Source organism: Enterococcus sp. C74, assembly GCF_040887125.1.
Classification (GTDB): domain Bacteria; phylum Bacillota; class Bacilli; order Lactobacillales; family Enterococcaceae; genus Enterococcus_B; species Enterococcus_B hirae.
The window spans coordinates 44,106-67,465 of the sequence record NZ_JBFOFA010000006.1; the positions used below are offsets into that span (position 1 = coordinate 44,106).

General features: G+C 36.3%; 17 protein-coding genes. 2 read left to right on the top strand and 15 right to left on the bottom strand.

Going from position 1 to position 23,360, the window contains the following annotated elements; genetic code table 11:
• Window positions 1–3: 3 nt before the first annotated feature.
• From AB3H93_RS09115 to AB3H93_RS09155, 9 genes are all read right to left on the bottom strand, one after another.
• Entirely contained in the window at window positions 4–918 is a 915-nt protein-coding gene (locus AB3H93_RS09115) for an ABC transporter permease (RefSeq protein ID WP_010720416.1), read from the bottom strand.
• Window positions 919–945: 27 nt separating this feature from the next.
• Entirely contained in the window at window positions 946–1,908 is a 963-nt protein-coding gene (gene opp4B, locus AB3H93_RS09120; RefSeq protein WP_010720417.1) for an oligopeptide ABC transporter permease, read from the bottom strand.
• Window positions 1,908–2,852, bottom strand: coding sequence for an ABC transporter ATP-binding protein (locus AB3H93_RS09125; RefSeq protein ID WP_010720418.1), 945 nt, complete (start codon window positions 2,850–2,852; stop codon window positions 1,908–1,910). The genes opp4B and AB3H93_RS09125 overlap by 1 nt, the downstream gene beginning before the upstream one ends.
• On the bottom strand, window positions 2,853–3,857 hold the full coding sequence (locus tag AB3H93_RS09130) for an ABC transporter ATP-binding protein (protein ID WP_010736807.1): 1,005 nt from the start codon (window positions 3,855–3,857) through the stop codon (window positions 2,853–2,855).
• Between the two features lie 270 nt (window positions 3,858–4,127).
• Window positions 4,128–4,370, bottom strand: coding sequence for an acyl carrier protein (gene acpP, locus AB3H93_RS09135; RefSeq protein WP_010720420.1), 243 nt, complete (start codon window positions 4,368–4,370; stop codon window positions 4,128–4,130).
• Window positions 4,371–4,491: 121 nt separating this feature from the next.
• The gene (plsX, locus tag AB3H93_RS09140) at window positions 4,492–5,493 is read right to left on the bottom strand and encodes a phosphate acyltransferase PlsX (RefSeq protein ID WP_010720421.1); all 1,002 of its coding nucleotides are present in this window, start codon (window positions 5,491–5,493) and stop codon (window positions 4,492–4,494) included.
• Between the two features lie 47 nt (window positions 5,494–5,540).
• Window positions 5,541–7,577: an ATP-dependent DNA helicase RecG gene (gene recG, locus AB3H93_RS09145; RefSeq protein WP_368020468.1), complete on the bottom strand. Its 2,037-nt coding sequence runs from the start codon at window positions 7,575–7,577 to the stop codon at window positions 5,541–5,543.
• 123 nt (window positions 7,578–7,700) lie between these two features.
• Complete coding sequence (locus AB3H93_RS09150) at window positions 7,701–9,374, bottom strand: DAK2 domain-containing protein (RefSeq protein ID WP_034698624.1); 1,674 nt, start codon at window positions 9,372–9,374, stop codon at window positions 7,701–7,703.
• Between the two features lie 52 nt (window positions 9,375–9,426).
• Complete coding sequence (locus AB3H93_RS09155) at window positions 9,427–9,789, bottom strand: Asp23/Gls24 family envelope stress response protein (protein ID WP_010720424.1); 363 nt, start codon at window positions 9,787–9,789, stop codon at window positions 9,427–9,429.
• A gap of 270 nt (window positions 9,790–10,059) precedes the next feature.
• Here AB3H93_RS09155 and rpmB point away from each other — a divergent pair, with 270 nt between their 5' ends.
• Both rpmB and AB3H93_RS09165 read left to right on the top strand, forming a co-directional pair.
• Window positions 10,060–10,248, top strand: a complete 189-nt coding sequence (gene rpmB / locus AB3H93_RS09160; protein ID WP_010720425.1) for a 50S ribosomal protein L28 — start codon at window positions 10,060–10,062, stop codon at window positions 10,246–10,248.
• 360 nt (window positions 10,249–10,608) lie between these two features.
• Window positions 10,609–13,233, top strand: coding sequence for a YfhO family protein (locus AB3H93_RS09165; protein WP_126344849.1), 2,625 nt, complete (start codon window positions 10,609–10,611; stop codon window positions 13,231–13,233).
• 486 nt (window positions 13,234–13,719) lie between these two features.
• On the opposite strand, the gene AB3H93_RS09170 is transcribed toward AB3H93_RS09165, so the two are convergent.
• From AB3H93_RS09170 to truA, 6 genes are all read right to left on the bottom strand, one after another.
• A complete protein-coding gene (locus AB3H93_RS09170; RefSeq protein WP_368020469.1) occupies window positions 13,720–16,023 on the bottom strand; it encodes a hypothetical protein in 2,304 nt (767 codons plus the stop codon).
• A 158-nt stretch (window positions 16,024–16,181) separates the two neighbouring features.
• Entirely contained in the window at window positions 16,182–16,613 is a 432-nt protein-coding gene (locus AB3H93_RS09175) for a hypothetical protein (protein ID WP_368020470.1), read from the bottom strand.
• Between the two features lie 344 nt (window positions 16,614–16,957).
• Window positions 16,958–17,296 carry a hypothetical protein gene (locus AB3H93_RS09180; RefSeq protein ID WP_368020471.1) on the bottom strand — a complete coding sequence of 113 codons (339 nt, stop codon included), beginning with the start codon at window positions 17,294–17,296 and terminating at the stop codon, window positions 16,958–16,960.
• Between the two features lie 310 nt (window positions 17,297–17,606).
• Window positions 17,607–20,309, bottom strand: coding sequence for a hypothetical protein (locus AB3H93_RS09185; RefSeq protein ID WP_368020472.1), 2,703 nt, complete (start codon window positions 20,307–20,309; stop codon window positions 17,607–17,609).
• Window positions 20,310–20,670: 361 nt separating this feature from the next.
• Window positions 20,671–22,227, bottom strand: coding sequence for a hypothetical protein (locus AB3H93_RS09190; RefSeq protein WP_368020473.1), 1,557 nt, complete (start codon window positions 22,225–22,227; stop codon window positions 20,671–20,673).
• 382 nt (window positions 22,228–22,609) lie between these two features.
• Window positions 22,610–23,359: a tRNA pseudouridine(38-40) synthase TruA gene (gene truA / locus AB3H93_RS09195; RefSeq protein WP_063626400.1), complete on the bottom strand. Its 750-nt coding sequence runs from the start codon at window positions 23,357–23,359 to the stop codon at window positions 22,610–22,612.
• Between the last annotated feature and the right edge of the window lies 1 nt (window position 23,360).

The following is a 23,360-nucleotide window of genomic DNA, read 5'->3' on the forward strand; positions in this document are numbered from 1 at the left end:
TCTTTATCCTAATCGTTGGCGTGCATCGGCAGAACGCTTAAACGCTTGTCCAACATAGTTTATACTCAACATCAATACTAAAATTAGAATTGACGCAGGTAACCAGATCCATTGTCGATTCACTAAAACCTCACCGTTGCTGGCATAACCGATTAGCGTTCCTAAACTAGGAACATTTGCTGGTAAGCCAAACCCTAAGAAAGTCAAAGTGGTCTCGATCCCAATATTTGCTGCAAAGTTCATCGTTAAGTTGGTAATGATCAATGAACTTAAGTTAGGCATGATTTCACGGAACATGATTTTAAAATCACTTGTTCCCATTGTTTTTGAAGCACTCACATAATCACGCCTTGCTTCTGATAAAGTTTTACTTCTGAATAATCGAGCTTTAGCAACCCAATAAAATGCACTCATAATGAAGATGAACGACCAAACATTATATCTAGAGATAATCGATACAAATACGATAATAATCAACATAATCGGTAAAATCATAATGAAGTCAACGATACGCATCAAAATGTTATCGATGATCCCCCCATAAAACCCAGAAATGATCCCTAGTCCAACCCCGATAATCGAAGTGATGACTGTGATTGCAAAACCAATGGTGACGGAGTTTCTTGCACCTATAATCAGTTGTCCTAAAACATCCCGACCACCTTCATCTGCTCCTAAAATAAATTTTGTCCCCTCGGTAGAGATAGCACCTGGAGCTGCATATTTATCAAAGATGCTGACATACATTACTTTATCTTGGTCTGTAAATAACGCACCGATAAAGATAACTAACAATAAAATAACGAGTAAGCCTAATGAAAAAATGGCAATTTTATCTTTTTTAAATTCACGGGCAATCATTCGTAACCCCATCGGCGGGATACTTTCTTGCACAACGTCTTTCTTTTTATCACTCATTTGTCTTTTCTCCTTTCTGATTGAATTTTATTGGATACGGATACGTGGATCAACAATGCTCATGATGATATCTGAAAGCAAGGTTCCGATCAACGTCGCAATTCCTAAAATCAATACTAAGGAGGTAATAACTGTATAGTCACGTTGTCCGATCGAATCAATAAACAATTTACCGACTCCTGGATAGCCAAAAATCTTTTCAATAACTACTGAACCAGCAATCAAGGAAGTAATTTCATAACCCATTTGTGAAGCCATCGGCAATGCCGCGTTTCGGAAAATATGACGACTAAATACTTTATTGGTTGGTACCCCTTTTGAACGGGCAGTTCGTACAAAGTCTAAAGATTTTGAATCAATGACTTCGCTACGTAAATACTGGATCGTTACAGCTGTAGCTAAAAAGGCTTGAGTGATCGATGGTAAAATGATGTATTTCATGCGATCAATCAACTGGGTGAAAAAGCCCCCTTGGATTCCTAACGTCTGGGAGCCGCTGGTTGGGAACCAACCTAGACGATAACCAAATACAAATAACATAATCAATCCAAAGATAAATAACGGAACAGCAAAACTAAAGAAATTGTAGATTACAACAGCTTTATCCAAAAATGAGTTTTGGTATCTGCCCGCCAACATACCTAGTGGTACAGCAATCAAATAAGTAATGATAACTGTTAAGATCGACAAGTAAAGAGTATTGACGATACGCTCACCAATCAAATCAGAAACTGAACGTTTGTATAAGAAACTTTGACCGAAGTCTCCTTGTAACGCATTCCCGATCCATCGGAAATACTGGACATACCAAGGATCATTCAAACCAGCTGCCTGTCTCATTTGCTCGATGACTGCTGGATCTTGGTTGGGGTTGATCAACCCGGTAAAAGGATCTCCAGGCATCGCTTTTGCCAACATAAAGATCAAAATACTAAGAATAATAACTTGTGGGATCATTAATAATACACGTCGTAATATCGTTTTCCACATTAGCTGGCACCTCCATCTTTCAACGCTACTTTATGCGTCGGTGTGATCGTACGGAGATCGTACACTCGACCAGTTGCATCGTAGTACTCCTTTTGATTTTGGATGTACTCACGTTCCACTCTTCGTCGATTCTCTTTGTGTAACTCCCGATTTTCGACATCGATCCGAGGGATAGCAGACAGTAAACGTTTCGTATAGATATGACGTGGATCATTATAAATATCTTCTCGTGTACCAATTTCAACGAATCGACCTTTATACATAATTGCGATATTATCACACATATGTTTCACGACTCCCAAGTCATGAGAAATAAATAAATAACTTAAACCAAATTCTTGTTGGATTCGTTTCATGAAATTTAATACTTGCGCCTGAACGGATAAATCCAATGCAGAAACTGGTTCATCTGCTACGATGAGTTTTGGGTTTGTCGCAACTGCACGTGCAACCCCTAAACGTTGACGCTGTCCACCTGAAAACTCATGTGGATATTTATACAGCGCATCTTCCGGCATCCCTACGATATCCAGTAGATTTTTCACTTTTTTCTTTTCCTCTTGATCACTCAAACGTTCAAAGTTACGGATCGGTTCTGCAATAATATCCAATACTCGCTTTTTAGGATTCAAGCTGGACATTGAGTCTTGGAAGATCATTTGAACATCTTTGTTATAGCCAATTTTTTGTCGGTTACTTTTTTTAGTGACATCTTTACCTTCATAAATGATTTGTCCTGAAGTCACTTTTTCTAATCCAACGACTGCTTTCCCTGTCGTTGATTTACCAGAACCAGATTCTCCGACTAAGCCATACGTTTTTCCTTTTTCAATAATGAAGTCGACACCATCTACTGCATATACATGATCCGTTACTCGATTAAAGAATCCACTACGAATAGGATAGTGTACTTTCAAATCGCTGATTGTAATTAATTCTGTCATCTACACCTCTCCTTTTTCGTCTCTAAAGTGGAAATGTTTGTAGCAAGAGCAACGAACCAAATGATTCGGAGCAATTTCATGAAGGACAGGGTTTTCTTCGTGATCACTGGCTGGAATCCAAGGAATCCGAGGAGCAAAACGACAACCAGTTCGTGGCATATTTTTCAAAGAAGGAACAACGCCTTCAATCACATGGAGCTCAGCTTCATGGTTCCCCTCTTGAGGAATAGAGTTCAACAATGAACGGGTATAAGGGTGTTTAGGATTTTCAAAAAGTTCTTTGACCCCAGCTACTTCAACAAATTGACCGCCATACATTACCGCTACCCGATCAGCCATTTCTGCCACGACACCTAAGTCATGCGTGATCAGAATGATTCCTGTTTTGGTTTCTTCTTGTAAGTCTTTTAATAAATCAAGGATTTGCGCTTGAATCGTTACATCTAGCGCTGTCGTTGGCTCATCCGCAATAACAATCGGTGGCTTACACGCAATCGCAATGGCGATGATTACCCGCTGTCTCATCCCCCCAGATAATTCATGGGGATATTGTCGTCCGACTCTGGCAGGATTAGGAATCCCAACTTGCTCCAACAATTCCAAGGCACGAGCTTGCCGTTGTTCAGCGTTCATCTTGGTATGATAAGATAACCCTTCCTTAATTTGATCTTCAATACGCATCAAAGGGTTTAACGCAGATAACGGATCTTGGAAAATCATCCCAATATCATTCCCGCGGATTTTGTTATACAAAGTTTCATTCAATTCAATCAAGTTTAAATCATTATATAAAATTTCGCCTGTGATCTTTGTGTTGTTTGGATCAAGTAACCCCATAATAGTAGTCGCTAATGTACTTTTCCCGCAACCAGATTCTCCAACGATTGCTAAGATCTCGTTTTTATCTAATGTAAAAGAAACGTCATCTACTGCATCGTAATACTCATCTTTAAGACGGAAGCCTGTATGTAGGTTCTGAACATCTAATAGTTGATTATCTGACAATCGAATACCCCTCTCTGCTCCCTGGTTGGAAGTTTTCTTAATAAAAAATGATATCCCACAGAATAAAACGTTTTATAATAAGCGTTATTCTAAGGATAGTGCAATATATTATTAATAATTATATATAAAACCCCTCTACAATGCAAGAAAATTTCAGTCAGTTGCCAGAATTGTCAGAAAAATCTATTTAAAATAAAGATAAATCACTTGAAAAATTAAAAAAAAGTGAGTAAAGATCCGATTGATCTTTACTCACTTTCATGCTGATGATTAGTTAAGATGATTGCTGATGTAGTCAACTGCCCCACCAACTGTTTCAATTTGTTCTGCATCTTCGTCAGAAATTTCTGTTCCAAACTCATCTTCAAGTTCCAAAACAAATTCCATGATGCTGATTGAGTCAGCTTTTAGGTCATCTTTGATATTTAATTCATCAGTTACTTTATCTGTATCAATTTCAAAATGATTTGAAATAATTTTCGCTACTTTATTAAATACTTCTTCACGTGACAATGTTTTCACCTCCAACAATTATCAAAATTGCCGATTTCCTTCACCAAGGCTAATTTTACTGACATTTTCTAAGATTGTCCACCTTTTTTTCTATAGGGTCGTCGACGAGCAACCAGAAACATTATTCTGCAGGTTTTTCGAATTGTTCAACTAACTGCCCTACCACATTGGTTTCCAACATAGTGTGGATTTGTCTGATGGTATGTCTCACTGCATCTGGTCCAGTCGCACCGTGAGTTTTGATGACTGGTGCCTTTAATCCAAAAAGAACTGCTCCGCCATGTTTTGAATAATCCATTTCTGATTTTAATGAACGTAACCCATCTTTCAACAATAGTGCGCCCATTTTTCCTTTAAACCCTTCATTTAAAATGGCAGCTTTCAAAAGGTCCATCAGATTCATTGCTGTTCCCTCAATGGATTTCAATACTGCATTGCCTGTAAATCCATCGGTTACAACAACATCTGCTACCCCGTTCAATAGTTCCCTCGCTTCAACGTTTCCAATAAAATTCAAACTGGTTTCATTTTGAAGTAATTCGAAAGCTTTTTTAGTTAATTCGCTTCCTTTTGTTGCTTCCGTCCCATTATTCAATAAAGCAACTCGAGGTCTACCGATTCCTCGGACTTTTCTTGCATAAAATGAGCCTAAGATGCCATATTGTAATAAATGTTCCGGTTTATTTTCAGCATTTGCACCTAGATCAAGCATATCAAACCCTGCATTGGGTTGACCGACTACCGGTAAAGTAGACATCAGACCAGGGCGTTCGATGTTTTTGATACGACCAACAATAAAGAGTCCAGCTGCTAATAATGCGCCAGTGTTCCCCGCTGAAAAAATCGCGTCTGCTTCACCATTTTTGACAGCTTGTGCTGCCAAAACCATCGAAGCATTCTTTTTACGGCGAATGGCTTTAACTGGTTCATCATCACTATCGATTTTTTCATCTGTATGAATGATCGTCACATTGTGTTCTGTTGTTAGATATTTTCTTATTTCATTTTCCTTACCATAAAGGATAAATTCCACATCTGGGAAATCTTTTTGAGCTAAAGCCACACCTTCCACAATGGCTTGTGGTGCGTGATCTCCACCCATTGCATCTACGGCAATTTTCATTATTTCCACTCCTTTTTTATCATCACTATAAAGTATAGCACAGTCTATTAATCAAAATAACGATTATCTTGATTTTCCAAGTCTAAACTGCGGACCAAATGTTGGTATTCTGGCAATAGTTGCCAATCCTTTAACTGCCATAGCTTTTGTGCCTCATCACGAGCTACCTCTAATATATTACTATCTGTTACAAGATCAGCAATTGCAAATTGCGGTAAGCCTGATTGGCGAAAACCAAATACTTCTCCTGGTCCACGCAACTCTAAATCTTTCTCACTTAGAATAAAGCCATCGTTCGTTTCTGTCATTATTTTCATTCGCTCAATCCCTAATTCATTTTTAGGATTAGCTACCAATACACAATAAGAAGCATCACTACCACGTCCAACACGTCCACGTAATTGATGTAACTGTGCTAATCCAAAACGATCAGCATCCATGATCAACATGACTGTAGCATTCGGAACATTTACACCCACTTCGATGACCGTCGTTGAAACCAAGATTTGCATCTTGTTTTCTTTAAATGTTTCCATAATTGCTTCTTTTTCCTGGTTCTTCATTTTACCATGTAACAATCCGACTTCATACTGAGGCGCAAAAAGCGCACTTAATTTTTCATAAATTTCAACAGCGTTTTTAACGTCTAATGCTTCTGACTCTTCAATCAACGGGCAAATGACATACATTTGATGTCCTTTCGCCAGTTCCTTCCATGTCCAATCTAACACACTATTTAATTGTGGCGTACGAACCCATCTCGTCTCTATTGGAATCCGGCCAGCTGGAAGTTCGTCAATTACCGAAACATCCATTTCTCCGTATGCAGTAATCGCTAAAGTCCGAGGAATTGGTGTGGCTGTCATAAATAAAACATCTGGACGCCAGCCTTTTTCACGGAGTACTTTTCGCTGATTCACACCAAAACGATGTTGTTCATCCGTAATAACTAAACCTAAGTGTTGAAATTCGACTCCTTCTTGAATCAACGCATGGGTACCGACAACGATATCGATTTCTCCTTGTTCCAGCAATTCGAGTAGTTCTCTTCGTTCTTTGGCTTTCGTCGAACCCGTTAACAGAGCAAGTTTAACTTCTTGCGCATCAAATAATTGAAGAAGGCTTTCCATGTGTTGTTGTGCCAAAATTTCAGTTGGTACCATCAATGCGCCTTGAAACCCTGCAGTGACCGCCGCATATAAGGCAATTGCTGCAACAATCGTCTTTCCGCTACCTACATCACCTTGCAATAGGCGTTGCATATGTTGCGGACTTCTTAAGTCACGACAAATTTCATTCGTGACTCTTTTTTGGGCATCCGTCAATTCAAAAGGTAGTTTTTGAATAAATTGTTTCAAGCGCTGGATGTCATATAAAATTTCAATGCCATTTGTTTCTGCTTTTTCCGATTTTTTAAGCCCTTGAAGTCGCATTTGAAATAAAAAGAATTCTTCAAAGACAATTCTTCGTTTTGCTTGATGGTTTTCTTCATGATTTTTCGGAAAATGCATGCTCTTAACAGCTGTTGGCCGATCCAACAGTCGATATTTCTCAACTAATCCATTGGGAAGATTCTCTTCGATCAAATCACCATACTCTTCGAACCCTCTTCGAATCAAATCGACTAAAGTTGTTTGACGGATTGATTTATTGACATGATAGATTGGAGAAAAATCATCCACCGCTTGAGAACCCAAAATTTTCATACCATTTAATGACTTCCGTTTCGCATCCCATTTTCCATAGACAGCAATTTCTTCGGATAAGATCACTTTATCTTTCAAATATGGTTGATTGAAAAAAGAAACATTGAAAACAGCATGATCCTGCATCATACGAAATTGGAGTCGATTCTTTTTGTAGCCAAAGCGACTCATTACTGGTGGTGAAACAACCAGGCCTTTTAAAGTCACTTTTTCTTGATCAAGTATTTCATTTAAATTTCTTTCTTGAATGTCTTCATAGCGAAAAGGATAATAGGTCAATAGGTCTTCGATGGTTTGGATTCCCAGACTAGCAAGACTATCCGCCCTTTTTGCTCCCACACCGGCTAACATCGTCACTGGATCATTTAAAGACCTCATATTTCACCCTCCTTTACCGTATGTTTCACTATCAATCCATTCCTTAGAAATAGGGCTGCACCAACAACCTGGTACAGCCCCCGTTCTTTTAACGTTCGTTCAGGCGAAAAGGATTGTCCTTTTCTATTCTGCAGAGAATAAATACGGATAAACCGGTTGATCGCCTTGATGAATTTCAATTTCTAAATCTGGATATTGTTCAACTAATTTAGCTGATAATTCTTCTGCTTGATGAACCGAACCACCTTCACCTGCTAAAATCGTCACAATTTCTGTTTCTTCAGTGATCATTTTTTCTAAGGTAGCGAATGAAGTTGCCATCATGTCAGAATCTGAGATAACGATTTTCCCATCAATCATCCCTAAGAAATCGCCCTCAGTAATTTTCACACCATCAATGGTTGTGTCACGAATCGCATGAGTAATCTGCCCACTAACGACACTTGCAAGCATTTCTGTCATAGTCGCTTTGTTTTCTTCCAACGATACTTGATCATTAAATGAAAGCATCGCAGTTAATCCTTGAGAGATCGTTTTTGATGGTACGACCGCTACTGGGATATCTGCTACTTCAGCCGCTTGATCCGCAGCCATGAAGATATTTTTATTGTTTGGTAATACGATGACTTTATCCGCATTGACTTCCTTGATCGCTTTAACGATATCTTCCGTACTTGGGTTCATCGTTTGTCCACCACTAATGACGTAGTTTGCTCCTAAACTTTCAAATAACTCTTGCACTCCTTTACCGGCTGCAATCGCTACGATCCCATAAGGTGTACGAGCTGCTTTTTGTGGCTTCGCTTGCTCATCGTGTTCTAAAATCGTTTCATGCTGTAAACGCATGTTGTCGACTTTGATTTTTACTAATGAACCAAATTTTTGTCCATAATTTAATACTTCACCTGGATTTTCGGTATGCACGTGGACCTTAATGATCTCATCATCATTAACAACCAATAATGAATCACCGATTCCATCTAAGTAATTACGAAATTCTTCATAGTCAAATTGGCTATCGACGGTTGGCCCTTCACCGATTTTTACCATAATTTCTGTACAGTAACCATAATGGATATCTTCTGTTGCTAATTGACCTTGGACACTGCGATGATGCTCAGCATTGACCATTTCATCCATTTCAGCTGGTGATGGTTCATAGACTTCTGTCATTTTGAACTCACCATTCAAGGCACTTAAGAAGCCTTCATATACAAATAGCAAACCTTGACCGCCACTATCGACGACACCGACTTCTTTTAACACTGGTAACAAATCAGGTGTTTTCGCTAAGGCACGTTTCCCACCTTTTACCACAGCCGTCATCACTTCAACAACGTCGTCACTTGTTTTAGCTTTCTTTTCTCCAGCTTTTGCAGCTTCACGGGCTACTGTCAAAATGGTTCCTTCAACAGGCTTCATGACTGCTTTATAAGCTGTCTCAACGCCATGCGTAAAAGCCGCAGCTAAATCTGCAGCGTTTAACACTGTCACGTCAGGTATTTGCTTTGAAAAGCCTCGGAATAATTGAGACAAAATAACTCCTGAATTTCCTCTGGCTCCCATTAGTAGGCCTTTTGATAACATTGCTGCTAACTCGCCTACTTTTTCAGAAGTAGAATCAGCAACTGCTTTAGCTCCACTTGTCATAGATAAATTCATATTGGTACCTGTATCTCCATCAGGAACTGGGAATACATTTAACGAATTGACATATTCTGCATTTACTTGCAGACGATTCGCGCCCGCCTGAACCATTTCCTGGAATTGGCTTGCACTGATTTCTGTTACACTCACCTAGATAATCCTCCTTCAGATCGACTGCTGAATCATTCAGCAAGCCTTCTGCCTAGTCTGGCAGTACACGAACACCTTGGACGAAAACATTAACAGAATTGGCTGTTACACCTAGTAATGTCTCCAAGTTGTATTTTACTTTTTCTTGGACATTGCGAGAAACTTCTGAAATTTTTGTACCATAACTAATGATCGTATAAACATCTACTGCGATACCATTAGCTTCTTGGCGAACAACTACTCCTCGAGAATAATTTTCTTTTCGTAGAATTTCAGTAATATTATCTTTTATTTGGTTCTTGCTGGCCATTCCTACAACACCGAACACATCTGTTGCGGCGCCACCAACAACTGTTGCAATCACATCATTGGTAATTTCAATGGTTCCAGCTGACGTTTGAATTTTTACAGCCATGAATGAGCCTCCTTAACGGGCAAAATACTCCCATTTTTCTTCTATCATATTTTATCATAGCGTCACCCGAAATAAAAGGCAGTTACCCTAAAGTACTCAAAAACCGCTGAAAATTTTAAAATTAGTCCTGTATAATTTACAATTATTCCCATGGATTGTCAATTCTTGCTATGAAAAGACACTTGCATATTACCCCTTCATATGATATGTTATTCTGGTATGAGCTGAATTATTCTATCGCTCCAAATCGAGGTAAAGGGGGAAAATTACATGGCAAAAGTTTGTTACTTTACTGGTCGCAAGACAAAAAGTGGAAACAATCGTTCTCATGCGATGAACTCAACAAAACGTACTGTTAAACCTAACTTACAAAAAGTTCGCGTTATGATCGACGGAAAACCTAAAAAAGTTTGGGTGTCAACTCGTGCTTTGAAGTCAGGAAAAGTTGCACGCGTTTAATTGAATGAAGTTTGAACCGTTCGGTGCGTGAACGGTTTTTATTTTTATTATAATGCCTTACTTTTCATAAAAGAAGTTAGTTGAAAAGCCTACAAATGATCTTGATGAACGATCATTTGTAGGCTTTTTAGGTTTTGCCAAGTCCTTAATATTAAACATGTATTCTTTTAAAAACTGGTATTTTATTATTTATAAAATCAGTTTATATAAGTTTTTTTGCCTTTTATTTTCAAAATAAACGTTATTTATTATTGTTTTTTTATTTTTTTGGAAATGCCAAGTCTTTTCATGTAGTTAAAAATATGAATATGATAAACTAGAGATAACTTCATATTTCATAGAAATTTGGTGAATGAATCAATGAAAACAAAAATCAAACTTTTTTTTAAAGAAAATGGTCGTTATGCTTTTGCTAGTTTTCTGATCCCTTTTTTGATACTTGCGTTAGTTTACTTAAGTATCGGAATTTATCCAGGAAGTAGCCGAAGCATTCTTGCAAGTGATGCATTTTCTCAATTTTCAAATTTCCATGCAAGCTTTCGGAACATGTTATTAGGAAAGCAAAGTATTTTTTATACTTGGAACGCCTCATTAGGTCTGAATTATTTATCTTTAATTTCATATTACTTAGGCGGATTATTTACTCCGCTTGTTCTTTTGTTTCCTAATAATATGATGCCTGATGCTTTATATTTTCTAACTCTGCTTAAAGTTGGGTTTGCTGGATTATCTTTTTGGTTCCTTGCGCGGACGTATAAAATTCCACGTTGGGGACAAGTGGCTTTAAGTGTTAGCTATGCTTCGATCTCTTTCATTACCGCTCATTCTGAGATCATTATGTGGTTGGATGCGTTTATTTATCTTCCACTTATTATTTTGGGTATCCATCGGGTCATGGATTATAAACGACCAACATTATTATTTGTTAGTTACTTATTGCTCTTTTTATCCAGTTTTTATATGGGCTTTATGATCGGTATTTTTTCTTTTCTTTATTTTATGGCAAGGCTGTTTACAAAATGGTCACTCTACAAAAAATCGATTGTACCTTATGGGATTACTTCCTTATTAGCTGGTGGAGCATCAATGATCATTATTCTTCCAGCAGTCTTGGATCTCCGATCAAATGGCGAAACATTAACACAGATCACTACACTAAAAACCGAAGCTACCTCATATTTGGATATCATCATGAAAAACATGATCGGTGTCTATGACACAACCAAATATGGCTCCATTCCTTTTATTTATGCTGGTTTGTTTCCATTAGTTTTATGTCTATTTTATTTTGCTAGTCGAAAAATCAACTTAAAGAACAAACTTTTGTATGGTAGTTTATTTGCTTTATTGATTGCTAGTTTCTATCTTGTACCACTCAACCTCTTTTGGCATGGTATGCATGCGCCAAATATGTTTTTGTTCCGCTATTCCTATTTGTTTTCTTTTCTCGTCCTTTTGTTAGCGGCCAAAGGATGGGAACGAATAACTAAAGAGGATCAAGGCTTACTCCTAAGTATCATCATCATTTTAGCAGCAGTTTTTGCTATCGCATGGGGCCTTAAGCCTAATAATAGTTACTCTTATATTACAACGACATCGTTTGTCTTAACGATTGTTTTCTTGAGTCTTTACGCGTTAACAATTGGCTTTTTCCAGCAACCAAAACAGCCCGTTAAATACCTTAGCTTATTGTTACTGTTACTGATGACAGGAGAAGCAAGTGTCAATACGAATAGTATGATTCATGGGATATTAGACGATTGGAATTATGCTTCACGAAGCTTATATACTGATCCTGCTCCTAGCATCAAGTCACTTGTTGATCAGACAAAAAAAGAATCGGATACTTTTTATCGATTAGAAAATCTTGATCCGATTTCTCCTAATGATTCCATTAACTATGGCTATAGTGGTATCAGTTTGTTTTCTTCTATTAGAAACAGGAACTCTTCTGCTTATCTAGATTCGTTAGGCTTTCGTTCAAGAGGAACAAATCTTAATATCCGCTACGCAAACAATACGTTATTGATGGATGGGTTTACAGGAATAAAATATAATATTGCTAAAAACGACAGCAGCTTTAGCAAATATGGCTTTGTGAAAGAAAGTCAGAGCGGTGACTATACACTCTATAAAAACCTAAATGCTTTACCGCTAGCTTTTACAGCACCATTAGATATTAATCACGTGGAACAACCATTAACTGACAATCTCACGAGTCAAACCAATTTGATCAATCGGCTGGCTGATTTAAATGAGCGGTATTTTACTTTCTACACACCAACTTTGAAAAGCCAACAAAACGTCACAGTAAACAAGACGTCTACCGGGGTGACTTATTCTGAAACCACGAATAACCAGCCCAAAACGCTCACTTGGGAAGTGCGTGTACCAGCAAACACACAAGCTTATCTAAGTTTGTTCCCTACTAACTATGCCCAATTAGAAAGTTCTACCGCCACGATTACTGTCAACGGTGTGTCACGAAAGACTCAGATCAGTATTTCTGGACAATATTATGATCTAGGATATTATCCTCAAGACACAACAGTTACTTTCTCTGCTAGTTTTTATGGCACAAAAGAGGTTAGCTTTATGGAACCTAAAGTTCTTGGACTTGATGTTGTTGCTTATCAAGCAGCAATGAACCAAATCAAAGAAAATGGTGTTGCTATGAAAACGACCGGCCGAACAGCCACTGGTACTGTCAACACATCCGAAGAAAGAATGTTAGTCACAACGATCCCTTATGATGCTGGTTGGTCCGCAAAAATCGATGGAAAGGCAGTCAAAGTCGAAAACTTCAAAGATGCCTTTGTAATGATCAAACTACCTGCAGGCAAACATACCGTCACTTTTAGTTATTTACCTCAAGGTTTTATCATCGGATCGATTTTGTTCGTTCTTTGTATCGGACTTTTTATCCTATATGTGTGGTATCAAAAGAAAGAGCCCAAAGTAAATAAGCGATATAAACATAGTTAATGATCCACTCAGCGCCATCATTTCTAAAATTGAAATGATGGCGCTGATTTTTACGTTGATGACTCTTATAGTTCTGATTACTTATCTACTACCGTATTCAGTAATTTCATTATGTTCTGTTATCTTCCTTACAGGACTTGTGGAGCCTGCAATCCTTGACGTTGATTGCAGACTCGAACTTGATTCATGCCTTTTCTCCAAAAGCTCTCTTAAGCGTTGAACATCACCCTGTTGATTAGATGAACTGCCCTTATTTAAATTCGCACCTCCGGAAAGAGAGTGTGAATTGTCAAGGACCCAATCGCTTATTTTTATTATTTCAACCTACAAAACATGTTCCGTTATGGCAAAACCTACCAAATAAAAAAAGACAGAAAGAAACTTTTCTTCTTTCTGTCCCAATTATTCTATCTCTCATAACCAACATCAATTTCTGATCATTCCTCAACGAAGTTAAAAAGTTAAATGTTCTGGTTTATTGATTACTTATCTGTCGTACCCAACGGCGCCCTTAGGATTATTTACCCGGCTTACAAGATTTGGAGATGCTGTAGGTCTTTCAGACTGCGAATCTATTTTGACCACCTGTGTGCCACAGTCTCCTAAAATTACTCTCAGTTCTTTTTTCTGACCATTACTCAACCTACCGTTATCTACCTTTCCATTCTCCACTTCTCCGTTATTAAACTTGCCATTATTCCCCTCTTCATTACTTAATTGTCTAGCTTTTTTTTGATATATTAAGTTGTCTTGCAAGTCTCTGATATTCGCATATGTAGCTCTAAACAAAGATGTTTTTTTTGTTTGAGAGGTAAGTTGATCTAAACTGCCTGTTTTTCCTTCTTCCTTGCTGTTTCCACTAAGCTGTGTTACTTCTGGATTTGGATTAATCTCTTTATCTGTTAAATTACTCTGGTTTGAAGTATTGGAGCCAGTTTTAAAGTTACAAGCGGGTTTGCCTAAACCGTCTGTTGCTCCTTTTATCTCACTAGCTAATGTAGTATTTCTCGCTTCTAGATATAAATTTGTTTCTTCTGGAGTTGCATCATTTTCTTTATCCAATAAACTACTACTAATTGAAAATTCGGAGCCGGCTTGAGAGCTACGAGCGGATTGATCGAAACTACTTCTACTTGATTGTCCTTCTTCCACAGATAATCGTGGTTCCTGTAAGTGTTGACTTTCGATTAACTCATCCGTTTCATATACATTGTTTATTTTTGAAATAAGGGTGTTTATCTCCCTATTCGCTTTCTTCCAGTATTTTTTTTTATCATCCTGTTTTATGCTCTCGTAGCTCTCAGCAACAAATTTTAATTCTGACTTTGTTTCTTCAACATTTCCATTATACGTTTTTAATTTTTCTACTGCTTTTTTTTGAAACATATAATGTAATTTTTGTGGATCTTCCCCTACTCTTCGAGCATATTTTTCACAAAACTCTTGGAGGTCAATACCAACAAATTCGTTTATATCTCGCAATACACGATGATGAAGAGAAGTGTCCTCTATTTGAGCTGTTAATTCAGCTAATCCCACTTCCATTTGCTTTTTCAGCCGGGGATCTGTTTGTTCACTTGATTGTTTATCAAGTGTATTCTTCAGATTTTTCAAATCAGCTAATTCTTGTTCCAATTCTTGCTCATTTTTTGTAAGATATTCTTGATCTTGTTCATTTAATGTGTATTCATTTTCCTTACTGAGAATCATCTTACTATCTATGTTATGTATACCTGCTTTTTTTAACGTATTGCTTGTGCTGAGATCGTAATAATTATAGCTTTTTGTTGCTACTGAATTTTCCGCTTTTGTCATTAGGCTAAAAACATTTCGTTTCACCCCTTTTTTCATTGCAATTTGGTAACGAACTTCTAGTAAATCTCGTAAATTTTCTTTAAAGCTTGGAGTGTCTACATACCCGTTTCGATACGCCGTAATAATCTCATCATATAATTTCTCTTTTGTTTTCCTCAAATCTTTTATTCCTAATTCTACATACTCACTTCGTTCTTTTGAAATTTCAGGAACAGCATTTTCTAATGTAGTCTTTTTGATCTCTTCAATCTCTTTTTCAAATAGCTTATAGATAGGACTATTATTTTCTAAGTCATTTTGGTACTTATAGGCGTTAGCTTCTATCAAGCCATTATGTTCAAGTACCTGAAATATTTTAGAACAGAGTTCGTTTATCTTCTTCTTCGATTCATTCCAGGTTATTTCACTATCCGCTTTCTTTAATTCTTGATATTCTTCATCAATAGATTGCCTTTCACTTAAGTTAGACCCCGACGTTTTTAAATGATCTGCCAGTGTCAATTGAAACGACCGATAGAGTCGTTGCGGATTTTCCCCTATTCTTGGAGCATATTTTTCACAAAACTCGCGCAGGTCAATACTAGAAACACGATCCACGTTTCTTACTACATAAAGATGAAGACGGACATCACGTAGTTGTCCTATAGTCCATTTAATACGCTCATTCAAACCAGGGACTTCTTGCTTTCTTGATTTTTTAATCAACGAAGCAAGTGATTTATTGTACTTCTCTTCTAGTTGCTTTAGTTCCTTCTTATTTTTAGTATGGATGTCAAAGTCAAATGTTTTATGATTATAGCTTCTATGAGTTAAACGTTCTTTGCTATTTGTTATAAGTATATTTTTACTATCTATATCGTGTATCCTTGCTTTTTGTAAAGTTTTGCTTCGACTTAGATCGTAATAGTCATAGCTATGTCGATCATTTAGGTATTGTAATTTTTTATTCAATTCAGGTTGAAGTTTGTTATGCAAAAGCTTAACTAAACTCCTTGCTTTTTCTAAATCTTTTGTTTTTAACTTCTTTATTTGCTTATAGAGCTCACCAATTTCTTTTAGATCTTTTTTTGATGGTTTATCTAAATAATCTACTGATTGTTCTGGAGGGTCTGAGATTCCATTAGAAAGAGCAACTATTTTTTTTTGTATGTTTGATTCAATGGTTGCCCTTCTACGCTTCGATCATCAAACAAATGATCTTTATGATACAAAGCGTGAACATCAATACCGAATTGTTTTTTAAGCTGATTTCTAGCAAGAATTTGGTATCGTATGTTTAACAAGTTACGTAATTTTTCTTTCGATTGATTGGTATCCAAATCCCCTTCTTCATAAGCTGGGATGATTTCTTTGTACAAATCTTCTTTCTTGTGTTTCAACTCTTTCATTGTTAGCTTACTATAGTCAACGATCATGGCTTGGTTTTCGTTAGCCCCAGCATTCTCCCTTGGGTCTGCAGCTTGTTCAAACTCATCCTCAGAATCCGAACTATCGTCAAAACTTTGATGGTAAGTAATACGGTTAAAGCTTGATGTTCCTAGATATTTATCTTCTTCAGTTCCCATAAAATAACTCTCCTTTCGTTAATAAACCTACTAAGTCCTTCACATTATATACTCAAAACAAGTGGTTCCTAGTCCATTTTTTTCTTTATTTTTAAAATTTAAGTTCTGTATAGTAACAGAGGATTCAGTAAACTGATTGATCTATTTTAGAATGTACCCGTAGTACGCGAGCTTACCTGAGTCTTCCAATTAGGAACTCCAAAAATAAAATAACACAAATGATACATCCTGGCTGAATGCTTCTGCCACTCTTGATGCTTTATTTATCTATTAGTTAAAAAGAACGATCATTTCTGGTTACAGGTTTCGATCGACTATTAGAAAAACTATTTGTTGATGGTAAATTATACCGAAGGACCTTCTGATGATTGCTGGTTTTTTTGATAAAGTTCAGTCATTTTATTTTTGTAAATTTGATTTAAAGGTTGTATTGATTCTAAAGTTTGCTCCAAACTTGATTCTATAGCTGGTATAGTAAATAATGACTCTTTTTGATAAAAAATGGAAATCTCTACACCAATACTTTGTTCAAATTCTTTTTTTATTGCAAGTTGATATCTTATTTCCAACAAATTAGATAGATGTTCTTTAAATGTTTCGGTATTTACCTCCCCTTTTTTAGATAACGCAATAATAGTTTTATACAATTCTTTTTTTGTTTGTTGCAATTGTTTTATTGTCATTTGATGATACTTGGATCGGATCGCATTGTCTGCTCTTTAGGGATACCATCGTTCTTTTTATTTTCCATGGTGCTTACCTTGTCCTATTGATTGCTTATTTTCCATAATTTTTTTCTCCCTTCGCTCTTTCAGACTTTATGTCATAGGTAAATTATAATGTTGTGGTGTCTTTTTTTGTCCCTTACTTTTTTGTCTATTTATTCATAAAACTACCGACCCCCAGAAGTTAGTTTTTGAGCTAATCTTTAGGGATCGGTACAAAAATGGTTTTAGATTCTTTAACTGTTTGTTTTACATTTTATAATTTAAATTAGACACTAGTCTCTCTTAATAAATCATTACTAGGCTTTCCTTTAGACGGATCAAGTTGTTGATTTTGCGCATCCTGCTGTACTTTACTTTGTGCTCCATTTATTATATTTAATAATCGTCCTTGGGCATTTTCTGGATTCATTCCCTTATTTTTATTCACTTCAGCGTAAAGGGGTTCTATTTTTTTCACAGGATCTGGTAAATACTCACGGCAATCTTTAATTCCTAAGTTCTTTAATGTAGGACACTCATTAATAGGGGTATTAATGTGATAAAATGGTTGTTCGATTAGCGTGTATTGATTAAGTAGCTTATCTATTTCTGGTAGTAGCTTTATGAACTCTTCATTCGCCCTTTTATATGATCCCTCTTTATCCAATCGTTTTATATAATTGACCTTATTAATAATCCAAGCTCTATCTTGAGCATAATCAACCTTTTTGGAGTCTAAATATTTCTTCGCTATTCTAGCCTTATATAGATCCATATTAAAAAATTCATTCAACTTCCCAACTGATAACGGGTCAGCACTCCTTGTCACATCCTGAAATCTTTTGCTAACCTCCTGTGTAAAATCATCCACCAGATTAGGACTTTTATCTTTTAATTGCGTTGCTGCTGTCTCCTGCCATGCATGAATGATTTTTTGGGGATCAACGTTGTTTCGCTCAGCAAATTTGTGACAAAATTTCTCATAGTCCATCCCAAGCATGTGTTCGATCGTTTTTCTAGTCTCAAGTTGATGATGGATGTCACGTAAGTTGCTTAGATTAGTGATGAATTCTTTTTCATGCACATCCTTATTTAGTGAAGTTTTAGCATTTTTAAAAAGCTTATAAAATTTAGTAACTTGTTTATTGAAAACCAATTCAAGTTCCTTTAACTCTTTTTTGCTTTGTTTAACGTACTGCAAGTTTTTAGTATCAGGTGACGGATAATTAAACTTTAATCGATTCGAAGCATCCAATATCTTCTCAACATTTCCCCATTTATGAAGACCGGCCTTTTTCAACGTTTTACTTTTACTCAAATCGTAATAATCATAGGTCGATAGGTTATTAGGTATATTTTTGTTCAATACTTCTACTATAAGTGGATAAATCTGTGCAGCTGATTCTCTTCCAGACAATGTTTGATTGGTATTAAATTGATGTTTCATTTTCTGATATAATTTAGCTCTTTTTTTCTTATTCTCATCTTTAGTATTGTCAGTTGTTACTTGTGGTATATTAGTTTTCGTTTGGTTTATAAAATTACTGATTGCATCATCATATTTGTTTATCATGTCTGGATTGTCTCTACCTAAAAATTTAGAATTATTTAAAATTTTTGTGAAATCAAAACCAACCTTTTGAATCAGTTCTTTTTTTATGGCGATTTTATAGCGAATATCTAGTAATCTCTCTACTTTTTCAGAAAATTCGTTTGTACCTACTTTATGTTCTTTAGATAACTGAATGATCTCTTTATATAGTTTTTGCTTTTCATTTCTTAAAGAGTTCATGGATTGCCAAAGTTCCGGTTTTGGCCCTTGATCCCGGTTATTATCTACGACTTCATAATCATTATTAATATCCGCAACTTCATCATAGATGCTAAAAGATATTGAAGACGTGGTAGAAGCATTACTTGGACGAGGAGTTGGCTCTAAACTTACTTCCTCAGGATTCCCGTTCTCCCCATAAATGTCTACTTCATCATATTCAACTGGTTCGCCATACACATGAGCAGCAACAGCACTTGAACGAGGAGTTAGCTCCTCAGGATTCCCGTTCTCCCCATAAATGTCTACTTCATCATATTCAACTGGTTCTTCATACACATGAGCAGCAACAGCACTTGAACGAGGAGTTAGCTCCTCAGGATTTTCGTTCTCCCCATAAATGCCTACTTCACCATATTCAACTGGTTCTTCATACACATGAGCAGCAACAGCATGATTTCCGTTTTGTCCTTGACTCGTAAGTTGGGAACTATGTATTGTGTTGTCCTCTGAACTGTTTTTTAGACTCTCTTGTTGTTTCTTTTGGAATTCTTTAAATTTCATTTTAACCACTTCTGCTAAACTAACCGAAGAGTTTTGGCTATTAGCACCAACACTTAAATCTTGCCTTCGAATTTGTTTTAAACCAAGTTGTTCCCTTACTTGATGTATCATGTGATATGTATTTAAAAAATTCTTTCTCTGAAATAATAGAGATTCTATTACTGCAGTGTTAGTCATTCCATCAGGAGCAATACCCTCGTCTTTTTTTAATAGGTTCAAATTGTTCTTAGCAGCTTCCCAACCTTCTTCAATTGAACTAATTAGCTGTTCTCTTTCATGCGGTCTAGCTTTCTTCAGTGATTCCACTCCATCACTAATACTTTTGTTATATGCTAGTATATCTTGTAAAATACCATCTGAATCTTGCTTTTTTTCGCTTACAGCACGTGTAAATAAACGTGCGCTTTTACTTGCTACTAGCCTTTCATCTGCCTTTAGTTTAGTTTTTATAGTATTCGGTATCATTTCAGTTAAGTTCATCACTGCTACTTCTAGTTTTTCTTTGGTTAATTGCTTATTGTCTTTCGATAACGTTTTCTTTGTTTCTTCACTTATTTTTTTATGAAATGTTTCGCTATCATAAAATCCTAGATTGTTAGCTATCGCTATAAGGTCTCCATGTATAGACTCCAATGTTTCCTGATTATTTTCCATTAAAAAATCTCCCTCCGTTAAGTTAGTCCATATTGTATACTAAAATCCAATCATTCCTTTACCTATTTTTTCTTTTTTTTAAAATTTATGTTTCGCTTAGTAAAAATGTTCGACATTCGTACACATCGTCTAACTTAATATCTAGTCATTATTTTTCATATCTACTCTTCCAATATTTAGCTGAGTACTGAACTCGATTCGCATATTCATAAAACAAAATCATGAATTGAAGCATTCTATCCTACAAAAATGGCTCACCTTGAGTAGCTATGGTATGTTCTCAAATAATTAAATAACAGGCGTACTCACTAGCCGTATAAAATCCATCTGAATTCTTTATTTAAGGGTTGATTATCAGCTATTACCTAGATAAAGATTGTCCATTTGTCACAGTATTTTGGGAAATTCTATTTTTTTCTAACTCTGCACCTTGTTTTGCTCTATCACAAGCTTCGTTTATAGAACTCTTTGTTTCAAAAAACTTAGTTAACGCTTTGACATTTGTTTTTGGTACCAGTTGATTGGTTTTATTGTTATGTTTTTCTTGATCAACTTCTAGTTTCGAAGAATTGTTTGCCGTAAGATCTCTTCTTGTTGGCTCAGGTTGCTCTAGCTTCTCCTTACTCGGTAATGTCAAAGGGATGTTTTCTGTAAATTCTTTTTTTGCTGACTCGGGTTGTTTTGGTTTCTCTTCGCTCAATAGTTTCGAAGGATTATCGTCTGACGAGTTTTCTACTGTTTGTCCTACTGATATTTTCTGTGCCGTTAGTTTATTTAACATTAACTGGTTTAATACATTATCAAAGATTGATCGTTGCAGTTTTTGATCACCTTGTAGTTTTGAAGAATTTTTTTCCGTAAGATCTGTTCTTGTTGGCATGGGTTGTTTTGGTTTCTCCTCATTTGTTAATGCCGGAGGAGTGTTTTCCGTAAGAACTATTCTTGTTGGCATGGGTTGTCCTGACTTCTCCTCACTCGGTAATATCAAAGAGGTGTTTTCTGTAAATTCTTTTTTTGCAGACTCTGCTGTTCTTTCTTGTGCTACTGGATTATTTAACTTTATTTGGTTTAATACATCAACGAATTTTCTTCTATGCTCTCCTTGATCAGAAGGTTTAGTTTTTGACGATTCCTTTGTTATTGGCACTGGTATTACTGTTGTCTGATGGATGGGCAGGTTCTTTAGGAATATGTTACCCATAGCGTTTTTAAAAATTTCTTTCTCAGTTGCTGTCATAGCCATAAACGATTTTGAACCGGTTGTTTCTCCCAATATGCTAGTTGAATTTTCCATCTTCGCACTCGATAGTATGGATGGATTATTGTTTGCCGAATTTTTTGCTGGGTCTGGTGTTACTATTTTTGGCTGTATGGATGGGTTTTGTTGGAATATATTACCCATAGCATTTTTAAAATTTTCTTTCTCAGCTGCTGTCATAGCCATAAACGATTTTGAACCGGTTGTTTCTCCTAATATGCTAGTTGGATTTTCCATCTTCGCACTCGATGGTATTGATGGATTATTGTTTGCCGAATTTTTTGCTGGATCTGGTGTTACTATTTTTGGCTGTATGGTTAGGTTTTGTTGGAATATATTACCCATAGCGTTTTTAAAAATTTTTTTCTCAGCTGCTGTCATAGCCATAAACGATTTTGAACCGGTTGTTTCTCCCAATATGCTAGTTGAATTTTCCATCTTCGCACTCGATAGTACTGATGGATTATTGTTTGCCGAATTTTTTGCTGGGTCTGGTGTTACTATTTTTGGCTGTATGGATGGGTTTTGTTGGAATATATTACCCATAGCGTTTTTAAAATTTTCTTTCTCATCTAGTCTCGTCTCAATAAAGGGTTTTTCCTCATGTACTTCTCCCAGTATGCTGATTAAAGTATTCTGATCTAATTTTTCATTGCTCATATCATTTATTCTCCTTTCGCTCATTAGGTTCTATTATAAAGAAAAGAATCCTCTCTTTAGCAACAACTTTTTCTTTTTTATATACTTTATGTTATTTCGATTGTTATTTTAAATAATAGTTATTTTATATTTCTATAAAATTGATCATTTAGCTACTTAGATGCTAGTAATATCTTGTTACTGTTATTATTTTTTGGAGAATTAAAACTCATAAAAAAATAAAAAAACGTTCCGTTTAGAGAAATATTTTTTCTCTAAACGAAACGTGTGAATAAAAGGTCTTTATGGATTCATAAAAAGAGCTATTTTCTCTTAGCCATTTAACCCTCTCGTCCTTTTTTGAAGTTTATTACCTCCAATAGGATCTATTTGGAACTTTTCTTTATTGATCATACACCACTTCATACAGATATAACCCTTCTGGATGAGCTGTGGGTCCTGCAGCATTTCGATCTTTTTTCGCAATGATTTCGGGTATACTATCCTCTGAGAGTCGCCCGTTCCCAATCTTCAGCAACGTACCGACAAGGATCCGAATCATCTTGTACAAGAAACCATTCCCACGAAAAGTAAATAACAACTCATCCCCGGCTTCATTGACTTCCATCTTTGCTTCATAGATCGTTCTTACTTTGTCCTCGATTGAACTTCCAGAAGCACAAAAAGAAGTGAAATCATGGGTACCTATTAAGTCAGGCAATGCTCGTTGAATTTTCGATAAATCAAGTGGATAGGGGAAATAACTTGCGTAATGCCGACGAAACGGACTGCGTGGTTTTCCAATATCGACCCGAAACTGGTAAGTTTTTTCTTTTACTAAATAGCGCGCGTGAAAATCATCTGAGACGATCTCAACGGCTTTAACTGCGATATCTTCTGGCGATTGCGTATCTAATGCAAAACGCATACGTTCTAAAGGTCGTTCTTCAGGATAATCAAAATGGATCACTTGCCCCATCGCATGGACCCCTGCATCAGTACGGCCAGAACCAAAGACAGTAATCTCTTTTCCATTGGCCATTTTCTTTAGCGTTTTTTCCATTTCCTCTTGGACAGTACGACCATTTGGTTGCTTCTGAAAACCATTAAAATGGGTACCATCATAGGCAATAATTGCTTTATAACGTGTCATA